The organism is Morganella sp. TYF_1 (assembly GCF_043105645.1).
GTDB lineage: Bacteria > Pseudomonadota > Gammaproteobacteria > Enterobacterales > Enterobacteriaceae > Morganella > Morganella morganii_B.
The window spans coordinates 419,798-436,652 of the sequence record NZ_JBICLU010000015.1; the positions used below are offsets into that span (position 1 = coordinate 419,798).

A 16,855-nucleotide genomic window follows, 5' to 3' on the forward strand; every position below is an offset into this window, starting at 1 on the left:
AACATCAATCATAGGTGATCCCCGGCAGAACCGGAAATGATCAATTTTATAGAGTACTATTCGCACCATGAATAATATAAAGAAATTAGATTTAAATCAGCTGGTTACATTGCATGCGTTGCTGCGTGAACGCCATGTCAGCCGGGCTGCGGTGTCTCTGCACCGCAGCCAGCCTGCTGTCAGCCACACACTGAACCAGCTGCGGGATTTATTTCAGGATCCGCTGCTTATCCGCAGACAGGGCCGTTATCATCTGTCCGGTAAGGCGGAAGCACTGTATGCGCCGCTGACGCAGGCACTGAGCCAGCTTGATGACCTGATCGCACAGCAGGATTTCCGGCCGGAAAATTGTACACGGCGGTTTAATATCGCTATGTCCGATTACGGGGCGGCGATTTTCAGCGGAAAATTAATCCGTTATCTGCGGACTGCCGCGCCGCAGGTCGATTTGCAAATCTGGCAGGGCAGCCGCGAGGAAATGCAGGGAAAATTGCAGGAAGGCAGTCTCGACCTGGCATTCGGGGTATTTACGGCAACAGATTACACTCTCCGCACAAAAACAGTTTTTACGGACACCATGGTCAGTGTTGCGGACAAACAATACTGCACCAACGGCACGATGCCGATGGCGGACTGGCTCTCGCACCCGCATATCCTGGCGAGCATGAAGCCGTATGAAGCCAATGAAATTGACCGGCAGTTACAGTTACTCAATTATCGGCGGCGCATTGCGGTCTCTGTTCCTTACTGGCAGATCGCCTCGCAGCTGCCGGAAGGCACGGATCTGATCCTGACGGTGGCGCAGCGGGCTCTGCCGGAAACACTCAGCCCGTCATTACAGGTATTTACGCCGCCGCTGACTATCGCGCCGCTCAGTTTTCAGATGTTATGGCACCAGCGCAGTGAAGGGGACGCGGCACTCGGCTGGCTGCGGGAAGCAGTGATGCAGGTGTGTGACTGATGCTCAGCGCGTTGTCCGGCGGCAGTTTTGCAGTTCAAGCAGAAACGAGCCGTTATTACCGCTGGCGCGTTTATTTAAGCCGAAAACAAAGCGCCGCTGTGACGGTGTGAAATAAGCGAGCCCGCTGAAGGTGCCGGCATAAATCAGGGTATCTTCGCCGATCTCCTGTAAATCCTGCTTTGACATGGTGGCAAACTGTTTTATCGGCGTCAGTACCGGGGAGTGATACGGGGACGGTTGTGTATCCAGCACGGTAAAGCGGTCATTATGAAACAGAACGACGGATTCACGCTGTTTATCCGGAAAATAAAAATCGCGCATTGCGCCCTGTTTTCGCTGATAACTGGCGGATGAAATCTCACATTTGTAATAGCCGTTCAGTGATCCTCCGGCGGCATAACCGGATAAACAGACTGATAATAATAAGAAAGTTAATAGACGCATAAACACGATAATTGTTTTCACAAATATTAAGTGTAATGGGATGCGGTTATCCGCACAATCAGTTCAGTACAATTTTCCGGAAATCAGCGGAAAGAATAAAGGGCTGAATACGTGTAAAATACAAATTTTATAAGTAAATGACGGGAAAGTTAGTTTCTGAAACTATCATCCTGATGATATATCCGTTTATCAGAGATCGGCGTAACATAGCGGCTGATATCATTTTTTACTGACGGATCTCCCTATGCTGGCGAAGTTTCTCCCGGTTTTTCTGCTTGTTCTCTCAAATATTTTTATGATGTTTGCCTGGTACGGACACCTGAAGTTTGCCGGTAAACCCCTTATTGCGGTGATTTTTTTCAGCTGGCTGATTGCCCTGGCGGAATATTGTCTGGCAGTACCGGCTAACCGGATCGGACACCAGTATTACAGCGCCGCCGAGCTGAAAACCATGCAGGAAGTGATCACCCTGTGTGTCTTTATGGTATTTTCTGTCGCCTATCTGGGTGAAAGCATCACACTGAACCACCTTGTCGGCTTCGGATTTATCGCCGCCGGGGCTTTCTTTATTTTTAAAGGGCCGTTTTAACCGCCATCACACAATGACGATAACGATACTGTAAATTTATCCATAATATAGCGGGATGACTGGTTATATCACCAGGTGTTATCACCGGGTGTGGTGCCCGGTCTCCCGGATACTTTTTTCATTCTGATCAAGGCAGGTTTATTATGTCATCACTACGGTTATCTTATCCGAAACTCAGTCCGGCAGCGTATGCGGGGCTGATTGCCTGTAAAAATGCACTGGAAACCAGCGCGTTATCTCCTGAACTGGTTGAGCTGGTGTATCTGCGGGTATCCCAGATTAACGGTTGTGCGTTTTGTCTGGAAATGCACACGGCGGCACTGCGTAAGCGGGGCATGGTTCAGGAGAAACTTGATGCACTCGCGGGCTGGCGCGTGAGTGAACGTTTCAGTGATCGCGAGCGGGCGGCGCTGGAATGGACGGAGTCCGTCACGCTGTTATCTGCACAAAATACGGATAATGCCGTCTGGCAGCGTGTGAAGGCACATTTTTCCGATGCGGAAATGAGTGATCTGACAATTGCCGCCGGGCTGATGAATGCGTTTAACCGGATTGCTGTCAGTCTGCGTCAGTAGCGGATAACAGCAACCGGCACCGGCGATTATTCGCCGGTGTTATCCGGAAATATCATCTCTTCGTACGGTGCTTCGCGGCAGGCATCCAGCCGCTGTTGTATTCCGCCGGAATGCGCCTCAAGCTGATGCCCGTCCGGGTCAAGAAAATAGACAGAATCCCCTTCACTGCGGTTACGTTTCCAGAGTGTTATCTGATGAGCGGCGAGAAGCGAGCGGAAGGCCGGAAACTGTTCGGGAGGAAGGGTAAAAGCGTAGTGGGTATAACCCTGATGAATAGGCCGGTGAATGATTTCCGGGTCTGCCGATAAACAGATCCACAGTTCCCCGCAGGTCAGGTAAGCCCCGTATTTCCAGCGGGTATGCAGCGTCATTTTCAGAATATCATGGTAAAAATGCAGGCTGCGATCCACATCGGCGACCGCCAGGGTCAGATGATTCATTCCTGTTAACATATATCCTCCGTCAGCAGCCGGCTGTTATAAACAGCACGTCTGAGTCAGGTTTATGATTACCCTGAAGCTTACTGACTGACAACACAAGGTGCCAGATAATTCCGTTGCCGGGCGTTGTGATTTAAGATCACGTTAATTTAGTCCCGTCAGGGGTATTCACCCTGAATATGATTTACCTCAATTATCCTTATTATTAATAGGTCTACGCTGGCGCCACACTTTAATAATGATAATGGTAGGTCTACTTATGTCATTAGTCACAGAACTTCCGTCGATCTTTTCTGATTTCTCCGATGCCCGCCAACAGGGTTTTCTCACTGTCATGGAACTGAAAGAGCAGGGTATCCCGCTGGTGGGAACCTATTGCACCTTTATGCCGCAGGAAATTGCCATGGCTGCCGGTGCAGCGGTTGTCTCTCTCTGTTCAACCAGTGATGAAACCATTGAGGAAGCGGAAAAAACCTTACCCCGCAACTTATGTCCGCTGATCAAAAGCAGCTACGGATTCGGTAAAACCGATAAATGCCCCTACTTCTATTTTTCTGACATCGTCGTCGGTGAAACCACTTGTGACGGCAAAAAGAAAATGTATGAATATATGGCGGAATTTAAACCTGTCCATGTGATGCAACTGCCGAATAACAGTGAAAGTGCGGAATCTGTCGCGCTCTGGCGCTCGGAGATCATCCGTTTTCAGAAACGGCTGGAAGCGCAATTCGGCTGTGAAATTACAGAGCAGGGGATCCGTGATGCTATCGATCTGCGTAACCGCGAACGCCGTGCATTAACCGAATTTTACCGCCTCGGGCAGCTCAATCCGCCAGCCATGACCGGTCGTGAGATTCTCAGTGTGGTGTATGGCGCCACCTTCAAATTTGATAAACGCGCCCTGATCGGCGAGCTGGAAACGCTGACCGCCAAAGTGCGTGCGGAATATGCCGCCGGTAAACGGCTGGATCCGCGTCCGCGCATTTTGATCACCGGCTGCCCGATTGGCGGAGCGGCGGAAAAAGTGGTGCGGATTATCGAAGAGAACGGCGGCTGGGTGGTCGGTTATGAAAACTGCACCGGGGCGAAAGCCACTGAGCAGTGTGTGGATGAAAATCCGCAGACCGATGTTTATGATGCCCTGACCGAAAAATACCTTGCTATCGGTTGTTCCTGCATATCACCGAACACACAGCGTCTGAATATGCTCAGTGAGATGGTGCAGGACTATCAGGTGGACGGGGTGATTGATGTGATCCTCCAGGCCTGTCACACCTATGCAGTGGAATCGCTGCTGATAAACCGGCATATCCGTGAAAAACACGATATTCCGTATATGGCGATTGAGACAGATTATTCCACTTCTGACACCGGTCAGCTTGCTACCCGCATTGCCGCCTTTATTGAGATGTTATAAGGAGGCGTCATGCTGAGTATCGGTATTGACTCGGGCTCGACCGCCACCAAAGGAATTTTGTTCAGTGATGAAAACGGCGGCGTGATCCTGCGCCGCTTCCTGATCCCGACCCCGTTCCGGCCGCAGTCGGCGATTCTGGAAGCCTGGGAAACCCTCTGCGGCGAATGCGACACCAGGCCGTATCTGACCCTCACCGGCTATGGCCGCAAACTGGCGGATTATGCGGACAAACAGGTCACGGAAATTTCCTGTCACGGGATCGGGGCGCGCTGGCTGCATCCGCAGACCCGCACGGTTATTGATATCGGCGGCCAGGACAGCAAAGTGATCCGGCTTGATGGGCAGGGGCACCTCACGGATTTTCTGATGAACGACAAATGCGCTGCCGGAACCGGACGTTTTCTGGATGTGATCAGCCGGACACTCGGTACTGATATCACGGCGGTGGATGACACCATCCGCGGGATCGAACCGCATGCTATCTCCAGCATGTGTACGGTCTTTGCCGAATCGGAAGTGATCAGTCTGCGATCTGCCGGGGTGGAGCCGCAGTCGATTCTGTCGGGCATTGTGAATTCAATGGCACAACGTACTGCCGGATTTGCCAAGCGGCTGAGTACCGTGCCGTCAGTGCTGTTCAGCGGCGGGGTCAGCCGCAGTCAGGCGTTCTGTGAGCGGCTTTCACAGCACCTGGGGGCGGAGGTGATCACACATCCGGACGGGCAGTTTGCCGGTGCCATCGGTGCAGCCATTTACGGCATCCGTCAGTTACAGAAACAGGCAGCCGTGACTTCCGGAGACCTCCGCTCATGAATGACTACCTGATTTTATTTGAAAATATGCTCGGTGTGGTGGCGATGCGCAAGCATCTCACGGCGGCGGGGCAGCCTTTCACCGTGACGGACATCCCGCCGTCACTGGGCAAAGCCTGTGGTCTGGGGATCCGCCTCAGTGTCAGTGATGATTCACTTCCGGCACTGCGCGACCGTCCTCAGGTCACGGAAATTTATCGTTGTGAAGTGGCGGAATATGTACTGACAGTAGCGGTGTAAACCGCGCTTACAGACAGATAACAAACCACAATCACGATAATCCGGCATTTTTTATTCTGATATGTTGTAAAAAATAATAAAAATGAAGGGTCTTATTGTGAGCAACGAAATACATAGCATGATCACCACTGATGCCAATCAGGCGGTGGCGCGGATGGCGTATCAGCTGAATGAAGTGATCGCCATCTATCCTATTACCCCGAGTTCCACCATGGCCGAATATGCTGACCACTGGTCCGCAACCGGGGAACCCAATTTATGGGGCGATGTCCCGCGCATGATGGAAATGCAGTCGGAGGGCGGAGCCATTGCCACCGTTCACGGCGCACTTCAGACCGGCGCACTGTCGACGACTTTCACGTCCTCTCAGGGATTGCTGCTGATGATCCCGTCCCTGTATAAAATTGCCGGACAGTTGATCCCGTTTGTCCTGCATGTGGCGGCGCGGACGGTTGCGACCCACGCGCTCTCTATTTTCGGCGATCACTCGGATGTGATGGCAGTACGTCAGACCGGCTGTGCACTGCTGTGCGCCAACAGCGTCCAGCAGGCTCAGGACTTTGCGGTGATTTCACAGATAGCCACGCTGAACAGCCGCGTGCCGTTTATTCATTTCTTTGATGGTTTCCGGACCTCTCATGAGATGAACAAAATTATTGCGGTCAGCCGTGCAGAGCTGAGCAAACTGATCCCGGCAGAGGCGATCCGCGCTCACCGCGACAGAGCACTATCGCCGGAACATCCGGTAATACGCGGTACGTCCGCCAATCCGGATACCTATTTCCAGGCCCGCGAAGCCACTAACCCGTGGTATGACGCGGTTTATCAGCATGTCACTGATGCAATGACCGCATTTGGTGAGGTGACAGGCCGTTATTACCAGCCGTTTACCTATTACGGACACCCGCAGGCAGAGCGCCTGATTATCCTGATGGGATCTGCCGCCGGTCCGGCGGAGGAAGTGGCGGACAAACTGATTGCCCAGGGCGAAAAAGTCGGTGTGCTGGAAGTGCATCTCTACCGGCCATTCTCCGCACCGCACTTCCTCGATGCCATTCCGGACAGTGTGCAGCACATTGCCGTGCTCGACCGGACCAAAGAAGCGGGTGCCCAGGCAGAGCCGCTCTATCTGGATGTGATGACCGCCTTTGCCGAAGCATATCAGAACGGGGAACGGGCGCAGCTGCCGCGCATTATCGGCGGACGCTACGGGTTGTCATCCAAAGAGTTTGATCCGGATTGTGTGATGGCGATTTTCCGCGAACTGACGTTAACTTCGCCGAAACGCCGCTTTACAGCCGGTATTATTGATGATGTCACCGGGTTGTCCCTGACACCGGTTCCGGCGGAGCTGCCGGTCACACACCGCCTCAGTGCGCTGTTTTACGGGCTGGGCAGTGACGGCACGGTTTCAGCCGCCAAAAATGCCATTCAGATCCTCGGCAGTCACACAGATAACTATGCGCAGGGCTTTTTTGTCTATGACTCGAAAAAAGCGGGCGGCCTTACCGTTTCTCACCTGCGCATCAGCGAACAACCGATCCGCGCTACTTATCTGATCCGGCAGGCGGATTTTATTGCCTGCCATCAGTGGCAGTTCCTCGACAAATATGAAATGGCGGAAAAACTGGCGCCGGGCGGGATTTTCCTGCTCAACAGCCCGTATCCGGCGGATGAGGTCTGGCACCATATCCCGCAGGATGTTCAGGCTATTCTGACAGAAAAACAGGCACAGTTGTATGTCATCAATGCCTACCGTATTGCCCGTGAATGCCGCCTCGGTGCGCGGATTAATACTGTTATGCAAATGGCGTTTTTCCATCTGACCGCTCTGTTACCGGCGGCGGAAATTCAGTCATATTTACAGCAGGCAATCATCCGCAGCTACAGCAAAAAAGGGGAAAGTGTCGTTCAGGATAACCTGATGGCGATAGCCCGCACCCCGGAAGCCCTGAACCGCGTGCCGTTGCAGGCAGTGGATCCGCACAGTCTGCCGCGTCCGCCGGTTGTGCCGGATAACGCGCCGGACTTTGTCAAAACTGTCACTGCCATGATGCTGGCCGGGCGCGGTGATGCATTGCCGGTATCGGCATTCCCGCCGGACGGAACCTGGCCTTCCGGCACCACCCGTTGGGAAAAACGCAATATCGCGGAGATGATCCCCATCTGGAAACCGTCTCTCTGTACCCAGTGCAACTACTGTGTCGCGGCTTGTCCGCATGCGGCTATCCGCGCCAAAGTGGCCGATCCCGCAGAGTTCAGCGCCGCACCGGATACATTGCAGCGTCTGCCGGTCAAATCCCGCGATATGAAAGGAATGGATTATGTCCTTCAGGTCGCCCCGGAGGACTGCACCGGCTGTAATCTCTGTTATGAGGTCTGCCCGGCGAAAGACCGGGAGGATCCGTCCATCCGTGCCATTAATATGCAGCCGCGGCTGGCACATCTGGCAGAGGAAAAAACCAACTTTGATTTCTTCCTGCAACTGCCGGACACCCCTGCATCCCGGCTTGAGCGCATTGATATCCGGACATCACAACTTATCACGCCGCTGTTTGAATTCTCCGGCGCCTGTGCGGGCTGCGGTGAAACACCGTATATCAAACTGCTGACCCAGTTGTACGGCGAACAGCTGCTGATCGCCAATGCCACCGGCTGCTCCTCCATTTACGGCGGCAACCTGCCGACCACGCCGTACACCACCAATAAAGAGGGACGCGGTCCGGCCTGGGCCAACTCGCTGTTTGAGGACAATGCCGAATTCGGGCTGGGGTTCCGCCTGACAGCGGATCAGCATAAAAAACGGGTGAAACGTCTGCTGATGACCTTTGCGGCACAACTGCCGGATGAGTTACAGCAGCGGCTGACGGATGAGGCATTGTCTGCGGATGAAAAACGTGCGGCTATCACGGAACTGCAGACACTGCTGGCGGAGAACCCGGATCCGCGTGCCCGTGAGCTGTCAGAGGATGCACATTACCTTCTGCCGAAATCCGTCTGGCTGATCGGCGGTGATGGCTGGGCTTATGATATTGGCTTCGGCGGGCTCGACCACGTGCTGAGCAGCGGTGAGAATGTCAATGTGCTGGTGCTCGACACCCAGTGTTACTCCAACACCGGTGGCCAGCAGTCAAAAGCCACACCGATGGGGGCGGTCACCAAATTCGGAGAGGAAGGGAAAGGTAAATCCCGCAAGGATCTGGGCGTATCCATGATGATGTACGGCAATGTGTATGTGGCACAGATAGCCATCGGCGCACAGATGAACCAGACCGTGAAAGCGATTCAGGAAGCGGAATCCTATCCCGGCCCGTCGCTGATTATTGCCTACAGCCCGTGTGAGGAGCATGGCTATGATCTGGCATTCAGTTACGACCAGATGAAAGCCCTGACCGCCAGCGGGTTCTGGCCGCTGTACCGGTTTGATCCGCGCCGTGAAGGCACCGGCAAAGCACCGCTGGTGCTGGACTCCCGTCCGCCGTCACAATCCCTGGCGGAAGTGATGCATCAGGAACAGCGTTTTAACCGTCTCAGCAGCAGTGATCCGGCGAGAGCCGCTGTTCTGGCAGAAGAAGCGGAACAACGGACGGTAAAACAGTATGCACTGCTGGAACTGTTAGCGTCACAGAAACCGGAACAGGCCGGAACCGGCACGGTGCAGGAGGACGCCTGAACGTCATGATGACAAATAGCCGGAGCGCCGGGGAGATATCCCCGGCAACGGAACAGGATCTCGCGGCGTTAATTGCGCTTGATACCGTTGCGGCACAGGAGCCGCAACGGTGTGAGGCGATCCGCCGCTGGATTGAACAAAAGGTCTGTTTTGTGCTGCGGCGTGAAGGCAAAATTGCCGGTTACGGCGTGCTGCATTATCACTTTTTCGGCTGCGGGTTTATTGAGTTACTGATGGTGGATCCGGCGCTGCGCGGGCAGGGGATCGGCAGTGCATTGCTGGTGGCATTACAGCAGCAGTGCCGGACAGAAAAACTGTTTACCTCCGTGAATACCTCAAATACCGGTATGCAGGCGTTGCTGCTGCGTCAGGGTTTTGTGCTCAGCGGGCAGGTGGATAATCTGGATGACGGTGATCCGGAACGGTTTTATTTCCGCAGACTGAGTTGTAAAAAAGATTAACAATATTAATTATTAATCATATTGAAACTATTTTCCCGGATATATTTTCCGCTCCCGGGAGAGGGGGATTAAGAGCAAACTGATAGCGGGTTAAAATATTAACGATTACATTACAGGCTCAATAACAATATATTAAAGGGATGTTTAATGAAAAAGTTAATTTTAGCTGCCGGGTTGTTATCACTTTCTTCCGTTGCATTTTCCGCTCAATTATCTGCCACCTGTGAAGATTACTTTAAACAGGTTGATGGATATATGGAACTGCTGGCTAAAAATGATGCAATGAAAGGTCAGGTTGATACCATGAAGCAGCAGTATGCTGATTCCAAAAAACAGTTTACGGAATTACCTGCCGATGCACAGGATACAGCCTGTAAGCAGGGTATTGAGGCGTTAGCGCAGGCTAAAGCCATGATGGAACAGCAAATGCCGAAATAATGGTCGCTGTAATTATTGACGGGCTGTACGATACAGCCCGTTTTTGTTTTCAGCGGGATGAAAACTGTTTGCGGCGTTTTTCATATTTCGCCGGATTGCGGTGAAAATGACGCCAGTGAGGTTCGCCTGCGGCATAGAGCAGTTCATAATCTCCCCGTGAATCGCCCCAGGCACGCATATGGTAGGCGGATAAATCGCCGTATACCTGCTGCAGCCGGGCAATTTTCTGACCGCAGCGGCAGTTGTTGCCGTTGATTTTTCCGGTCAGAATCCCGTCTTTCTCTTCCAGCTGAGTGCCGATAAGTTTGATCCCCAGCCGCTCTGTAAACGGCTTCAGCACCAGCTCCGGGGATGCCGAACAGAGTGTGACTTCCGCACCCGATGCAATTTCCGCTGCCACCGCGCGCAGGCCTTCCGGGCGCATCATCTTATGCCAGTAACGTTCACAAAATTCCTGTGCTTTCTTTTCCACCCAGCGGGCATCGGTACCGGTCAGAAAGGTGGTGATCAGCACTTCTTTCAGTTCGTCGCGGGTCAGTTTGCGAGAGAAGCAGCGCAGTGTCGGCAGAACCAGGCGCAGCATCCGCAGGGAAAAAACACGTTTCCCGAAGGCAAAACGCAGGAAAGGAACAAAACTGTCACGGCGGGTCAGCGTGCCGTCAAAATCAAAAACGGATAACACCGGTTTTTCTGACGGGGTGGATGCGTGCATAAAGAGGTATACTCCGGTTAAATAGGTGATCGTGCAGAGTTTAGCATTTTTTCCGGCAAAAGGAGACATCTGCCCGGCTTGTCCCGCTGAAGACCATCCGGAACTGCCCGCGCGGATTGAACATCTGTTGCAGAACGGAAAAAGTGGATGATAACCCTGACACCCGCCAGTGTGTTAATTCGTGCGCCGGGTTGAAGACCCGTTTCAGAATCTGATAGGGTTAAGAGGTGCTTAACTGCAGAAAGGAGAGCAGAGTGATATATCCGGTTGATTTACATGCCCATACGGTTGCCAGTACCCATGCTTACAGTACCGTCCGTGAATATTTCACCGAAGCGGCGGAGAAGGGAATAACCCTGTTTGCGATCACTGACCACGGGCCGGACATGGCGGACGGGCCGCATCCGTGGCATTTTTCCAATATGCCGGTTCTGCCGCGCATGATTAACGGCGCGGGGCTGTTGTACGGTATTGAGGCCAATATTAAAAATCAGGCCGGAGAAACGGACTGCACGGATAAAATGGCGCAGCAGCTGGATATTATTCTCGCCGGTTTTCACGAACCGGTGTTGCAGCCGCAGGGACAGGCCGCCAATACCGAAGCCATGATTGCGACTATCCGCAGTGGAAAAGTGCAGATTATCACCCATCCCGGAAACCCGAAATACCCGCTGGATATTCAGGCGGTGGTGCAGGCGGCAAAAGAGTGCAATGTGGCGCTGGAGATGAATAACTCCTCATTTCTGCATTCGCGGGCGGGCAGTGAGAAAAACTGCCGTGCGATTGCCGAAGCGGTGCGTGACCACGGCGGCTGGATTTCGCTGGGCTCAGATTCGCATTATGCCGGTTATCTGGGTAATTTTGAGCGGGTGGTGACCATGCTGCGGGAGATTGAGTTTCCGGAAGCACGTATCCTGAATGTGACACCGCGCCGGGTACTGGATTTTCTGGAATCACACGGACGGCCGCCAATCCCTGAATTTGCCGGACTCTGAAAAAATGCCCCGCATTGCGGGGCATCACTTTGTTTACTTAGCGCGTAAATCATAATTCCAGTTAGTTTTTTCCAGCGCTTCAATACTTTCCACCACCAGATCAGTCAGGACATTCAGCATTTTTTCACCTTTCTCAATACTGGCGTAAGTCGGGTCGCCGGTCGCACCGGTCACTGAAACCTCGGTGATATCCCACATAATCTGCACATTATCGCCGTGGCGGATGCTGTCCTCCGGCATCTGGCGTACCGCTTTGCTCAGGTCGCACAGATCCGGACACACCGCAGCGGTAATGGAGGATTCCCCCTCACCGCCATGCCCCAGCCCGTTCCATTCACGGAAGAAATTCTCCCCGAGACGGGCGCCGAGTACGGACCACCAGGCCGGCAGGAATGCAAAGACCACATCTTTATGGCGCGCTTTGACATTTCGCTGCGCGATATCCAGAGACGGAATATTCCCGTCGTGACCATTGAAAACAAAAATGTGTTTGATGCCATACTGAATCAGGCTCTCAAACATGTCTTCCGCAATCGCAATGACGGTTTCAAAGCGGATGTTAATCGCCATCGGCGTGCCGTTATAGTGCGCGGAAGTGCCGAACGGCACACCCGGTACCACAATCGTGCGGGACAAACGCTGTGCCGCACGGCGGGCAACGGCTTCCGGCACAAACAGATCCGGACCGAGCGGCAGATGCGGGCCGTGGCTCTCGCAACTGCCGAAAATGGTAATGGCGCTGTCGATTTCGCCCTTATCGAACCGGTTTTTCAGTTCTTCAGTCGTAAATTCATTCAGATAGACTTTTTTCATTATGATCTCCCTGTGGCCGGTGAGGTGGCTTTTGCCGCCAGCAGCGGATGCAATATCAGATAAATAATAACGGTAATCACTAATGCCAGCAGGCCGGTCGGCCAGTCAGACAGAATGTTGTTCAGTGCCATCACCAGACCGGAAGCCATCCCGGCCAGCGCACTGATCACCCCGGCATAATTGTATTTCGGCTGACTGTTAATCTGCGTGATGTCGTAGCGGCATTTGCGGGTGATGTAGTAATCCGCCAGCAGCGGCCCGGCCAGCGGTGGTGCCATAATGCCGAGATAGTTAATAAAATCAGCAAAGAAGATCTGGTAAAAACCGATAGCGCCCAGCACGGTGCCGATAATCCCGGTGGTCAGGATCAGCACGTTTTTATTGACCTTTATCCCGACGGAATCCAGTACCGGCCCGGTATAGAGCGAGTTACAGTAGAGTTCCGCGTCATTGGTGGTCCACAGTGACAGTGTCCAGGTGATCACCCCGATCAGTGCCAGCAGGAAGCTTTTTTCAATCATCCAGGTTATGTAGTTCGGCATCCCGACGGTCATGGTGCCGATATAACCGACCACATTGAGCAGCGGGTTGGTGAAAATAAAACAGGCAGCCGATCCCCAGAATACCGCAGAAATACTCTTATTAAAGCGGAACAGATCCACACCCATCACCGCCCCGGCAATCCAGCTGCCGACGACCATGGTGATCGCGGTGGAGAGCATCAGTCCTTCATTACGGTTAGAATTCTCAATAAAGACCGATAATCCGCCGCCTTCCTGCAACATGGCATAACCGGTGATCACAGCGATAATCATAATAATCGGCGATACCGGAATGGCGATAATTTCCAGCCCTTTCATGCCGTGCAGTGAGGTGTAGGTAAACAACAGGCCGGCGACGACACAGGAAAGAAAGACTTCCAGGGTGATCGGCACACCGCTGTAGCCGTGCTCAGCCGGGTTAAAGACGATGATCCCGCTGGGATTGCCCAGGAACGTGCCCCAGATATCCCCGACCATCCCGGTGATCGCCGCAAACCAGCCGAGGGTCAGCAGCCCCATAGCAATCATCGGCAGGTTCGCACCGAAACGGCCATAGGAAAAACGGCTGATCAGCGCCAGGCTCAGCCCGGTGCGCTGCGCCATAATGCCGAGCAGCGAGGTGAGAATAAACAACAATCCCATCCCGATGGCGATAGCCAGCAGCGCCATCGGAAATGACATTCCCGGCCCGCCGTTGGCCCCGGCCAGTGCGCCGCCGATAAATAACCCGGTTGCCACATACCCGAAGCCTATCCAGACCAGCACCTGTTTCCAGGTCTCGCGGCGGTGTGTCATCGGTATGGGCGTAAACATAAAATCGTGGTCATGCGCCGGAGGCGCGGATGACGTCTCGTGTTTGCTCATGGTGTTTCCCCTGTCTTACGTGGTGTTGGCAGTTGCCGCTAAATGTGTTTTTAAAATAAAAGGCATGCTCTTGTTATGATTTATTATTAGCCCGGTAAAGTCATTGTTTGCAACTAAATTAATGAAAATAAAAGGAAAAGAAAATTTAATATAACGGACAGGTTGGCGGTAAAAGCGGGGCGGGAAATCACATAAACGGGAAGGGGAACAAAAAAGCGACGAAAAATGCTGCCATCAGAAATAATGGCAGCAGGATATAAAATAACCGGGGGTAGTCATTATTCCGGCAGCGGCACCATACAGACGGCACTGCCGAAGCTGCCGTGACTGCACTCAACCCGGAATTTGCCGTAACGGCTGAGAAACCCGAGCAGGCTGTCGCCGGAGTTAAAGGTCACAATCCCGGTGACCGGCTGCCCGTCAGTGGACATATGCGGCATCAGGCTGTCTGCCAGTGCCCGTTTGACCAGCCCGGCCTCGGCGGAGGAGCCGATATAGAATTCTGATTTCAGCCAGTTTACCCCGGCAGAAACGGAATTCACACCCGGAGAGCGGGCGGCGGCAAATACCATCAGTACCCAGCCGTTGGAGTTCTGGCTGTCGGTCGCAAACGGATGTGCCACCATGTTGTAAGCCGGATTGTGCAGGGCTTTGCGCAGCTCCGGATCACGCAACACTTTCAGCAACTGAGACTGTAAGGCAGGCGGGAAGTGCAGGGTGGCAACGGTATTTCCCGCCAGTTCATCATCAATAAACTGATAAAGCCCCTGGATCCACAATTCAGACTGCGCAGTACCGCAGGTGTTGAGATTGTGATACACCCGCCAGGTACCGTTTCTTTCCCGCACGGCATAACCGGCATGGGAAAAGCTCAGCCCGTAGTCACTCAGCGCCTGACCCTGACGGACCAGCAGGACGACCCGGTCACCCTGTTTCTCCAGCCAGTCATTCAGCACTTTGGCTTGTGCGGTGCGCTGTGCGGCTTCCTGCGGCGTGGGCGGAGATTTATCCGCACAGTTCTGACTGCTGCTGTATGCCAGGCCGGACGCAGTAAGCAGGGCAGCCGCAAAAACGGATTTCAGCAGTCGCATATTATGGCATCTTCTCCTGATGAGTTAATTCACGATCATCCTGATTCACCATATGAGTGATAATTTTCCCGTCCTTTTTCAGGTACGCACCGGGGCCTTTTTCCGCCGGTTCCATTGCCAGTTTATCCCCCGGGTTCACCGGTATTTTCTCCAGCTTTTCAGTGGCGACCAGCAGCACGACATCTTCATTTTTATCGGTTTTGCCGGTGATAGTGGTCACTTTTTCTTTTTTATTGTTTTCCACAGACTCCACACTCAGTTGTGCAGGCAAAATAACCGGCGATAAAATGACAGCACTTATTATCACAGAGCTGGCGGCACTGAGCACACTACTGACTGCCGCTGTCGATAAATAAGGGTTATCCGGCAGTTTACCTGCATTCGCAGGCTGTGTGACCAGTGTGGCGGCACATAATATTGCCGGAAAAATAAACTTATTCATGCTGTTTCCCTTGATTTAATGAATAAAGGTTCTTTTTACCCGTTCTGACACCAGAAAATACGAGATCCAGATAATAGCGTAAATCACCAATCTTATCAGCGGATAATAAAGCGTGAAGTCCACATTAACATCCGGCAGATTAACCAGCACTATTTCCTGAATGGCCTCCGAGGCAATGGCAAAAAGAATAAAGGCAATAAACAGCTTCGGCAGATAACGGGAGAGCCTGAAGAAATAATACAGCGTTATCAGTATCAGCAGCATGGTCAGTATGGTAAAAGCAATATTAATATACATGACCTGCAATACGCGGTCAGGAATAAACCCCGCATTTTGCTGATATAAATCATACCACTCACTCAGCGAGTAACCACCGGCACCCAGTGACAGAAAAAGCGTAATTAACGGCAGCCACAGCCAGCCGCCGATCCGTGACATCTGTTTTTCCGCGCACTCATCACAATATTCCGCGTATTGCGGAATCTCTTTTTCCCCGCACTGAATACAGACCCATTTATGTTCCATACGCTATTTTCCGTTTTCATCTTTCCGGATTATCCGGTTACCTGGATTGATCGTTTATCCGGCTCATCAGAATCGCATCGACATAACGCCCGTCGCGGAACGCATAATCGCGGGCAATCCCTTCGCGCTGAAAACCGAATTTTTCATACAGGGCCAGACCGTCCGGATTATTGGCAAACACTTCCAGTTCAATACGGCGGATACCCAGCCAGTTATCGCAATAATCGATCATGGCCTGCATTAATGCACTGCCGACACCCTGCCTGCGGTAGTTTTTATTGACCGTAATACCAAAATTAACCACATGGCGGCGGCGGGGATTACTGTTCTGATTAATGCCCAGCAGCCCGACCACCACGCCGTCAACCACAGCGACCAGACGGGTGGCTGACTGATCACTCTGGCTCATCCGGTGTTCCCAGAATTTCCGCGAAGTGTACGGCATCTGTAACGTATTGGCGCAGGCGGTAAAGTCCTGATGCATGTCACACAGCGCTGCTGCATCCGAAGGGTCGGCTAACCGGATGGTAATCTGACGCATAGATAATATCCTTGATGTAATACTGTTATATTCCCTTATTAATGGCATCAATACAGTGTATCCGTCAACGGGATGAAAAGTGTTATCCGGAACGTAAAAACGGTGCCGCCGTGTTTTTTCCTGTTATTTTATTTTTCACTGATCAAACTCTCCGTGAATGAAAGGTGACGATAAAATAAGCGGAGTAACCTGCTGACATAAACAGGAAAATGTATTTTCTCTGAAAAATAAAAATTCATGTAAAAAAGTAGGCTAACCGGTGGCGGGCGATTACACTGAT

19 protein-coding genes are annotated in these 16,855 nt (G+C 52.6%); 10 read left to right on the forward strand and 9 right to left on the reverse strand.

All coding sequences use genetic code 11. The annotated features are described in order from the left end of the window. The first annotated feature begins 67 nt into the window (after positions 1–67). Positions 68–961, forward strand: coding sequence for a LysR family transcriptional regulator (locus ACF8OF_RS07290; RefSeq protein ID WP_072870792.1), 894 nt, complete (start codon positions 68–70; stop codon positions 959–961). A 3-nt stretch (positions 962–964) separates the two neighbouring features. Here the strand turns inward: ACF8OF_RS07290 and ACF8OF_RS07295 are convergent, their stop codons facing one another. Next, positions 965–1,405 carry a hypothetical protein gene (locus tag ACF8OF_RS07295; protein WP_262860635.1) on the reverse strand — a complete coding sequence of 147 codons (441 nt, stop codon included), beginning with the start codon at positions 1,403–1,405 and terminating at the stop codon, positions 965–967. A 244-nt stretch (positions 1,406–1,649) separates the two neighbouring features. Between ACF8OF_RS07295 and ACF8OF_RS07300 the strand changes: the two genes are divergently transcribed. Both ACF8OF_RS07300 and ACF8OF_RS07305 read left to right on the forward strand, forming a co-directional pair. Beyond that, positions 1,650–1,994, forward strand: coding sequence for a DMT family protein (locus ACF8OF_RS07300; protein WP_262883274.1), 345 nt, complete (start codon positions 1,650–1,652; stop codon positions 1,992–1,994). A gap of 143 nt (positions 1,995–2,137) precedes the next feature. After that, a complete protein-coding gene (locus ACF8OF_RS07305; RefSeq protein WP_279800047.1) occupies positions 2,138–2,569 on the forward strand; it encodes a carboxymuconolactone decarboxylase family protein in 432 nt (143 codons plus the stop codon). A 26-nt stretch (positions 2,570–2,595) separates the two neighbouring features. Here the strand turns inward: ACF8OF_RS07305 and ACF8OF_RS07310 are convergent, their stop codons facing one another. Next, a complete protein-coding gene (locus ACF8OF_RS07310; protein ID WP_262860638.1) occupies positions 2,596–3,021 on the reverse strand; it encodes a VOC family protein in 426 nt (141 codons plus the stop codon). A gap of 247 nt (positions 3,022–3,268) precedes the next feature. On the opposite strand from ACF8OF_RS07310, the gene ACF8OF_RS07315 reads away from it, so the two are divergent. From ACF8OF_RS07315 to ACF8OF_RS07340, 6 genes are all read left to right on the forward strand, one after another. Further along, complete coding sequence (locus ACF8OF_RS07315) at positions 3,269–4,426, forward strand: double-cubane-cluster-containing anaerobic reductase (protein WP_262860639.1); 1,158 nt, start codon at positions 3,269–3,271, stop codon at positions 4,424–4,426. Between the two features lie 9 nt (positions 4,427–4,435). After that, complete coding sequence (locus ACF8OF_RS07320) at positions 4,436–5,239, forward strand: acyl-CoA dehydratase activase (RefSeq protein ID WP_392496172.1); 804 nt, start codon at positions 4,436–4,438, stop codon at positions 5,237–5,239. Continuing rightward, positions 5,236–5,478 carry a putative Se/S carrier-like protein gene (locus tag ACF8OF_RS07325; RefSeq protein WP_392496173.1) on the forward strand — a complete coding sequence of 81 codons (243 nt, stop codon included), beginning with the start codon at positions 5,236–5,238 and terminating at the stop codon, positions 5,476–5,478. Before ACF8OF_RS07320 ends, ACF8OF_RS07325 begins: the two co-directional genes overlap by 4 nt. Before the next feature lie 118 nt (positions 5,479–5,596). After that, positions 5,597–9,151, forward strand: a complete 3,555-nt coding sequence (gene nifJ / locus ACF8OF_RS07330) for a pyruvate:ferredoxin (flavodoxin) oxidoreductase (protein ID WP_392496293.1) — start codon at positions 5,597–5,599, stop codon at positions 9,149–9,151. 5 nt (positions 9,152–9,156) lie between these two features. After that, the gene (locus ACF8OF_RS07335; protein ID WP_392496174.1) at positions 9,157–9,612 is read left to right on the forward strand and encodes a GNAT family N-acetyltransferase; all 456 of its coding nucleotides are present in this window, start codon (positions 9,157–9,159) and stop codon (positions 9,610–9,612) included. Between the two features lie 147 nt (positions 9,613–9,759). Continuing rightward, complete coding sequence (locus tag ACF8OF_RS07340) at positions 9,760–10,050, forward strand: DUF5339 domain-containing protein (protein ID WP_274369244.1); 291 nt, start codon at positions 9,760–9,762, stop codon at positions 10,048–10,050. 49 nt (positions 10,051–10,099) lie between these two features. On the opposite strand, the gene ACF8OF_RS07345 is transcribed toward ACF8OF_RS07340, so the two are convergent. Continuing rightward, on the reverse strand, positions 10,100–10,762 hold the full coding sequence (locus ACF8OF_RS07345) for an HAD family hydrolase (protein WP_262864678.1): 663 nt from the start codon (positions 10,760–10,762) through the stop codon (positions 10,100–10,102). 257 nt (positions 10,763–11,019) lie between these two features. Between ACF8OF_RS07345 and ACF8OF_RS07350 the strand changes: the two genes are divergently transcribed. After that, positions 11,020–11,757 carry a phosphatase gene (locus ACF8OF_RS07350; protein ID WP_279800087.1) on the forward strand — a complete coding sequence of 246 codons (738 nt, stop codon included), beginning with the start codon at positions 11,020–11,022 and terminating at the stop codon, positions 11,755–11,757. Positions 11,758–11,790: 33 nt separating this feature from the next. On the opposite strand, the gene ACF8OF_RS07355 is transcribed toward ACF8OF_RS07350, so the two are convergent. From ACF8OF_RS07355 to ACF8OF_RS07380, 6 genes are all read right to left on the reverse strand, one after another. Then, entirely contained in the window at positions 11,791–12,570 is a 780-nt protein-coding gene (locus ACF8OF_RS07355) for a creatininase family protein (RefSeq protein ID WP_392496176.1), read from the reverse strand. Continuing rightward, the gene (locus ACF8OF_RS07360) at positions 12,570–13,976 is read right to left on the reverse strand and encodes a cytosine permease (RefSeq protein ID WP_279800033.1); all 1,407 of its coding nucleotides are present in this window, start codon (positions 13,974–13,976) and stop codon (positions 12,570–12,572) included. The genes ACF8OF_RS07355 and ACF8OF_RS07360 overlap by 1 nt, the downstream gene beginning before the upstream one ends. 278 nt (positions 13,977–14,254) lie before the next feature. Beyond that, positions 14,255–15,067 carry a DUF2145 domain-containing protein gene (locus ACF8OF_RS07365; RefSeq protein WP_025153335.1) on the reverse strand — a complete coding sequence of 271 codons (813 nt, stop codon included), beginning with the start codon at positions 15,065–15,067 and terminating at the stop codon, positions 14,255–14,257. Between the two features lies 1 nt (position 15,068). Next, entirely contained in the window at positions 15,069–15,509 is a 441-nt protein-coding gene (locus ACF8OF_RS07370) for an STM0539 family protein (protein WP_262860647.1), read from the reverse strand. A gap of 15 nt (positions 15,510–15,524) precedes the next feature. Continuing rightward, a complete protein-coding gene (locus ACF8OF_RS07375) occupies positions 15,525–16,034 on the reverse strand; it encodes a DUF2569 domain-containing protein (RefSeq protein WP_392496178.1) in 510 nt (169 codons plus the stop codon). A gap of 37 nt (positions 16,035–16,071) precedes the next feature. Next, complete coding sequence (locus ACF8OF_RS07380) at positions 16,072–16,575, reverse strand: GNAT family N-acetyltransferase (RefSeq protein ID WP_279800028.1); 504 nt, start codon at positions 16,573–16,575, stop codon at positions 16,072–16,074. Between the last annotated feature and the right edge of the window lie 280 nt (positions 16,576–16,855).

Coding starts and splice junctions, on each gene's coding strand:
- ACF8OF_RS07290 (WP_072870792.1), top strand. CDS start 68: ATGAATAATATAAAGAAATTAGATTTAAATCAGCTGGTTACATTGCAT.
- ACF8OF_RS07295 (WP_262860635.1), bottom strand. CDS start 1,405: ATGCGTCTATTAACTTTCTTATTATTATCAGTCTGTTTATCCGGTTAT.
- ACF8OF_RS07300 (WP_262883274.1), top strand. CDS start 1,650: ATGCTGGCGAAGTTTCTCCCGGTTTTTCTGCTTGTTCTCTCAAATATT.
- ACF8OF_RS07305 (WP_279800047.1), top strand. CDS start 2,138: ATGTCATCACTACGGTTATCTTATCCGAAACTCAGTCCGGCAGCGTAT.
- ACF8OF_RS07310 (WP_262860638.1), bottom strand. CDS start 3,021: ATGTTAACAGGAATGAATCATCTGACCCTGGCGGTCGCCGATGTGGAT.
- ACF8OF_RS07315 (WP_262860639.1), top strand. CDS start 3,269: ATGTCATTAGTCACAGAACTTCCGTCGATCTTTTCTGATTTCTCCGAT.
- ACF8OF_RS07320 (WP_392496172.1), top strand. CDS start 4,436: ATGCTGAGTATCGGTATTGACTCGGGCTCGACCGCCACCAAAGGAATT.
- ACF8OF_RS07325 (WP_392496173.1), top strand. CDS start 5,236: ATGAATGACTACCTGATTTTATTTGAAAATATGCTCGGTGTGGTGGCG.
- nifJ (WP_392496293.1), top strand. CDS start 5,597: ATGATCACCACTGATGCCAATCAGGCGGTGGCGCGGATGGCGTATCAG.
- ACF8OF_RS07335 (WP_392496174.1), top strand. CDS start 9,157: ATGATGACAAATAGCCGGAGCGCCGGGGAGATATCCCCGGCAACGGAA.
- ACF8OF_RS07340 (WP_274369244.1), top strand. CDS start 9,760: ATGAAAAAGTTAATTTTAGCTGCCGGGTTGTTATCACTTTCTTCCGTT.
- ACF8OF_RS07345 (WP_262864678.1), bottom strand. CDS start 10,762: ATGCACGCATCCACCCCGTCAGAAAAACCGGTGTTATCCGTTTTTGAT.
- ACF8OF_RS07355 (WP_392496176.1), bottom strand. CDS start 12,570: ATGAAAAAAGTCTATCTGAATGAATTTACGACTGAAGAACTGAAAAAC.
- ACF8OF_RS07360 (WP_279800033.1), bottom strand. CDS start 13,976: ATGAGCAAACACGAGACGTCATCCGCGCCTCCGGCGCATGACCACGAT.
- ACF8OF_RS07365 (WP_025153335.1), bottom strand. CDS start 15,067: ATGCGACTGCTGAAATCCGTTTTTGCGGCTGCCCTGCTTACTGCGTCC.
- ACF8OF_RS07370 (WP_262860647.1), bottom strand. CDS start 15,509: ATGAATAAGTTTATTTTTCCGGCAATATTATGTGCCGCCACACTGGTC.
- ACF8OF_RS07375 (WP_392496178.1), bottom strand. CDS start 16,034: ATGGAACATAAATGGGTCTGTATTCAGTGCGGGGAAAAAGAGATTCCG.
- ACF8OF_RS07380 (WP_279800028.1), bottom strand. CDS start 16,575: ATGCGTCAGATTACCATCCGGTTAGCCGACCCTTCGGATGCAGCAGCG.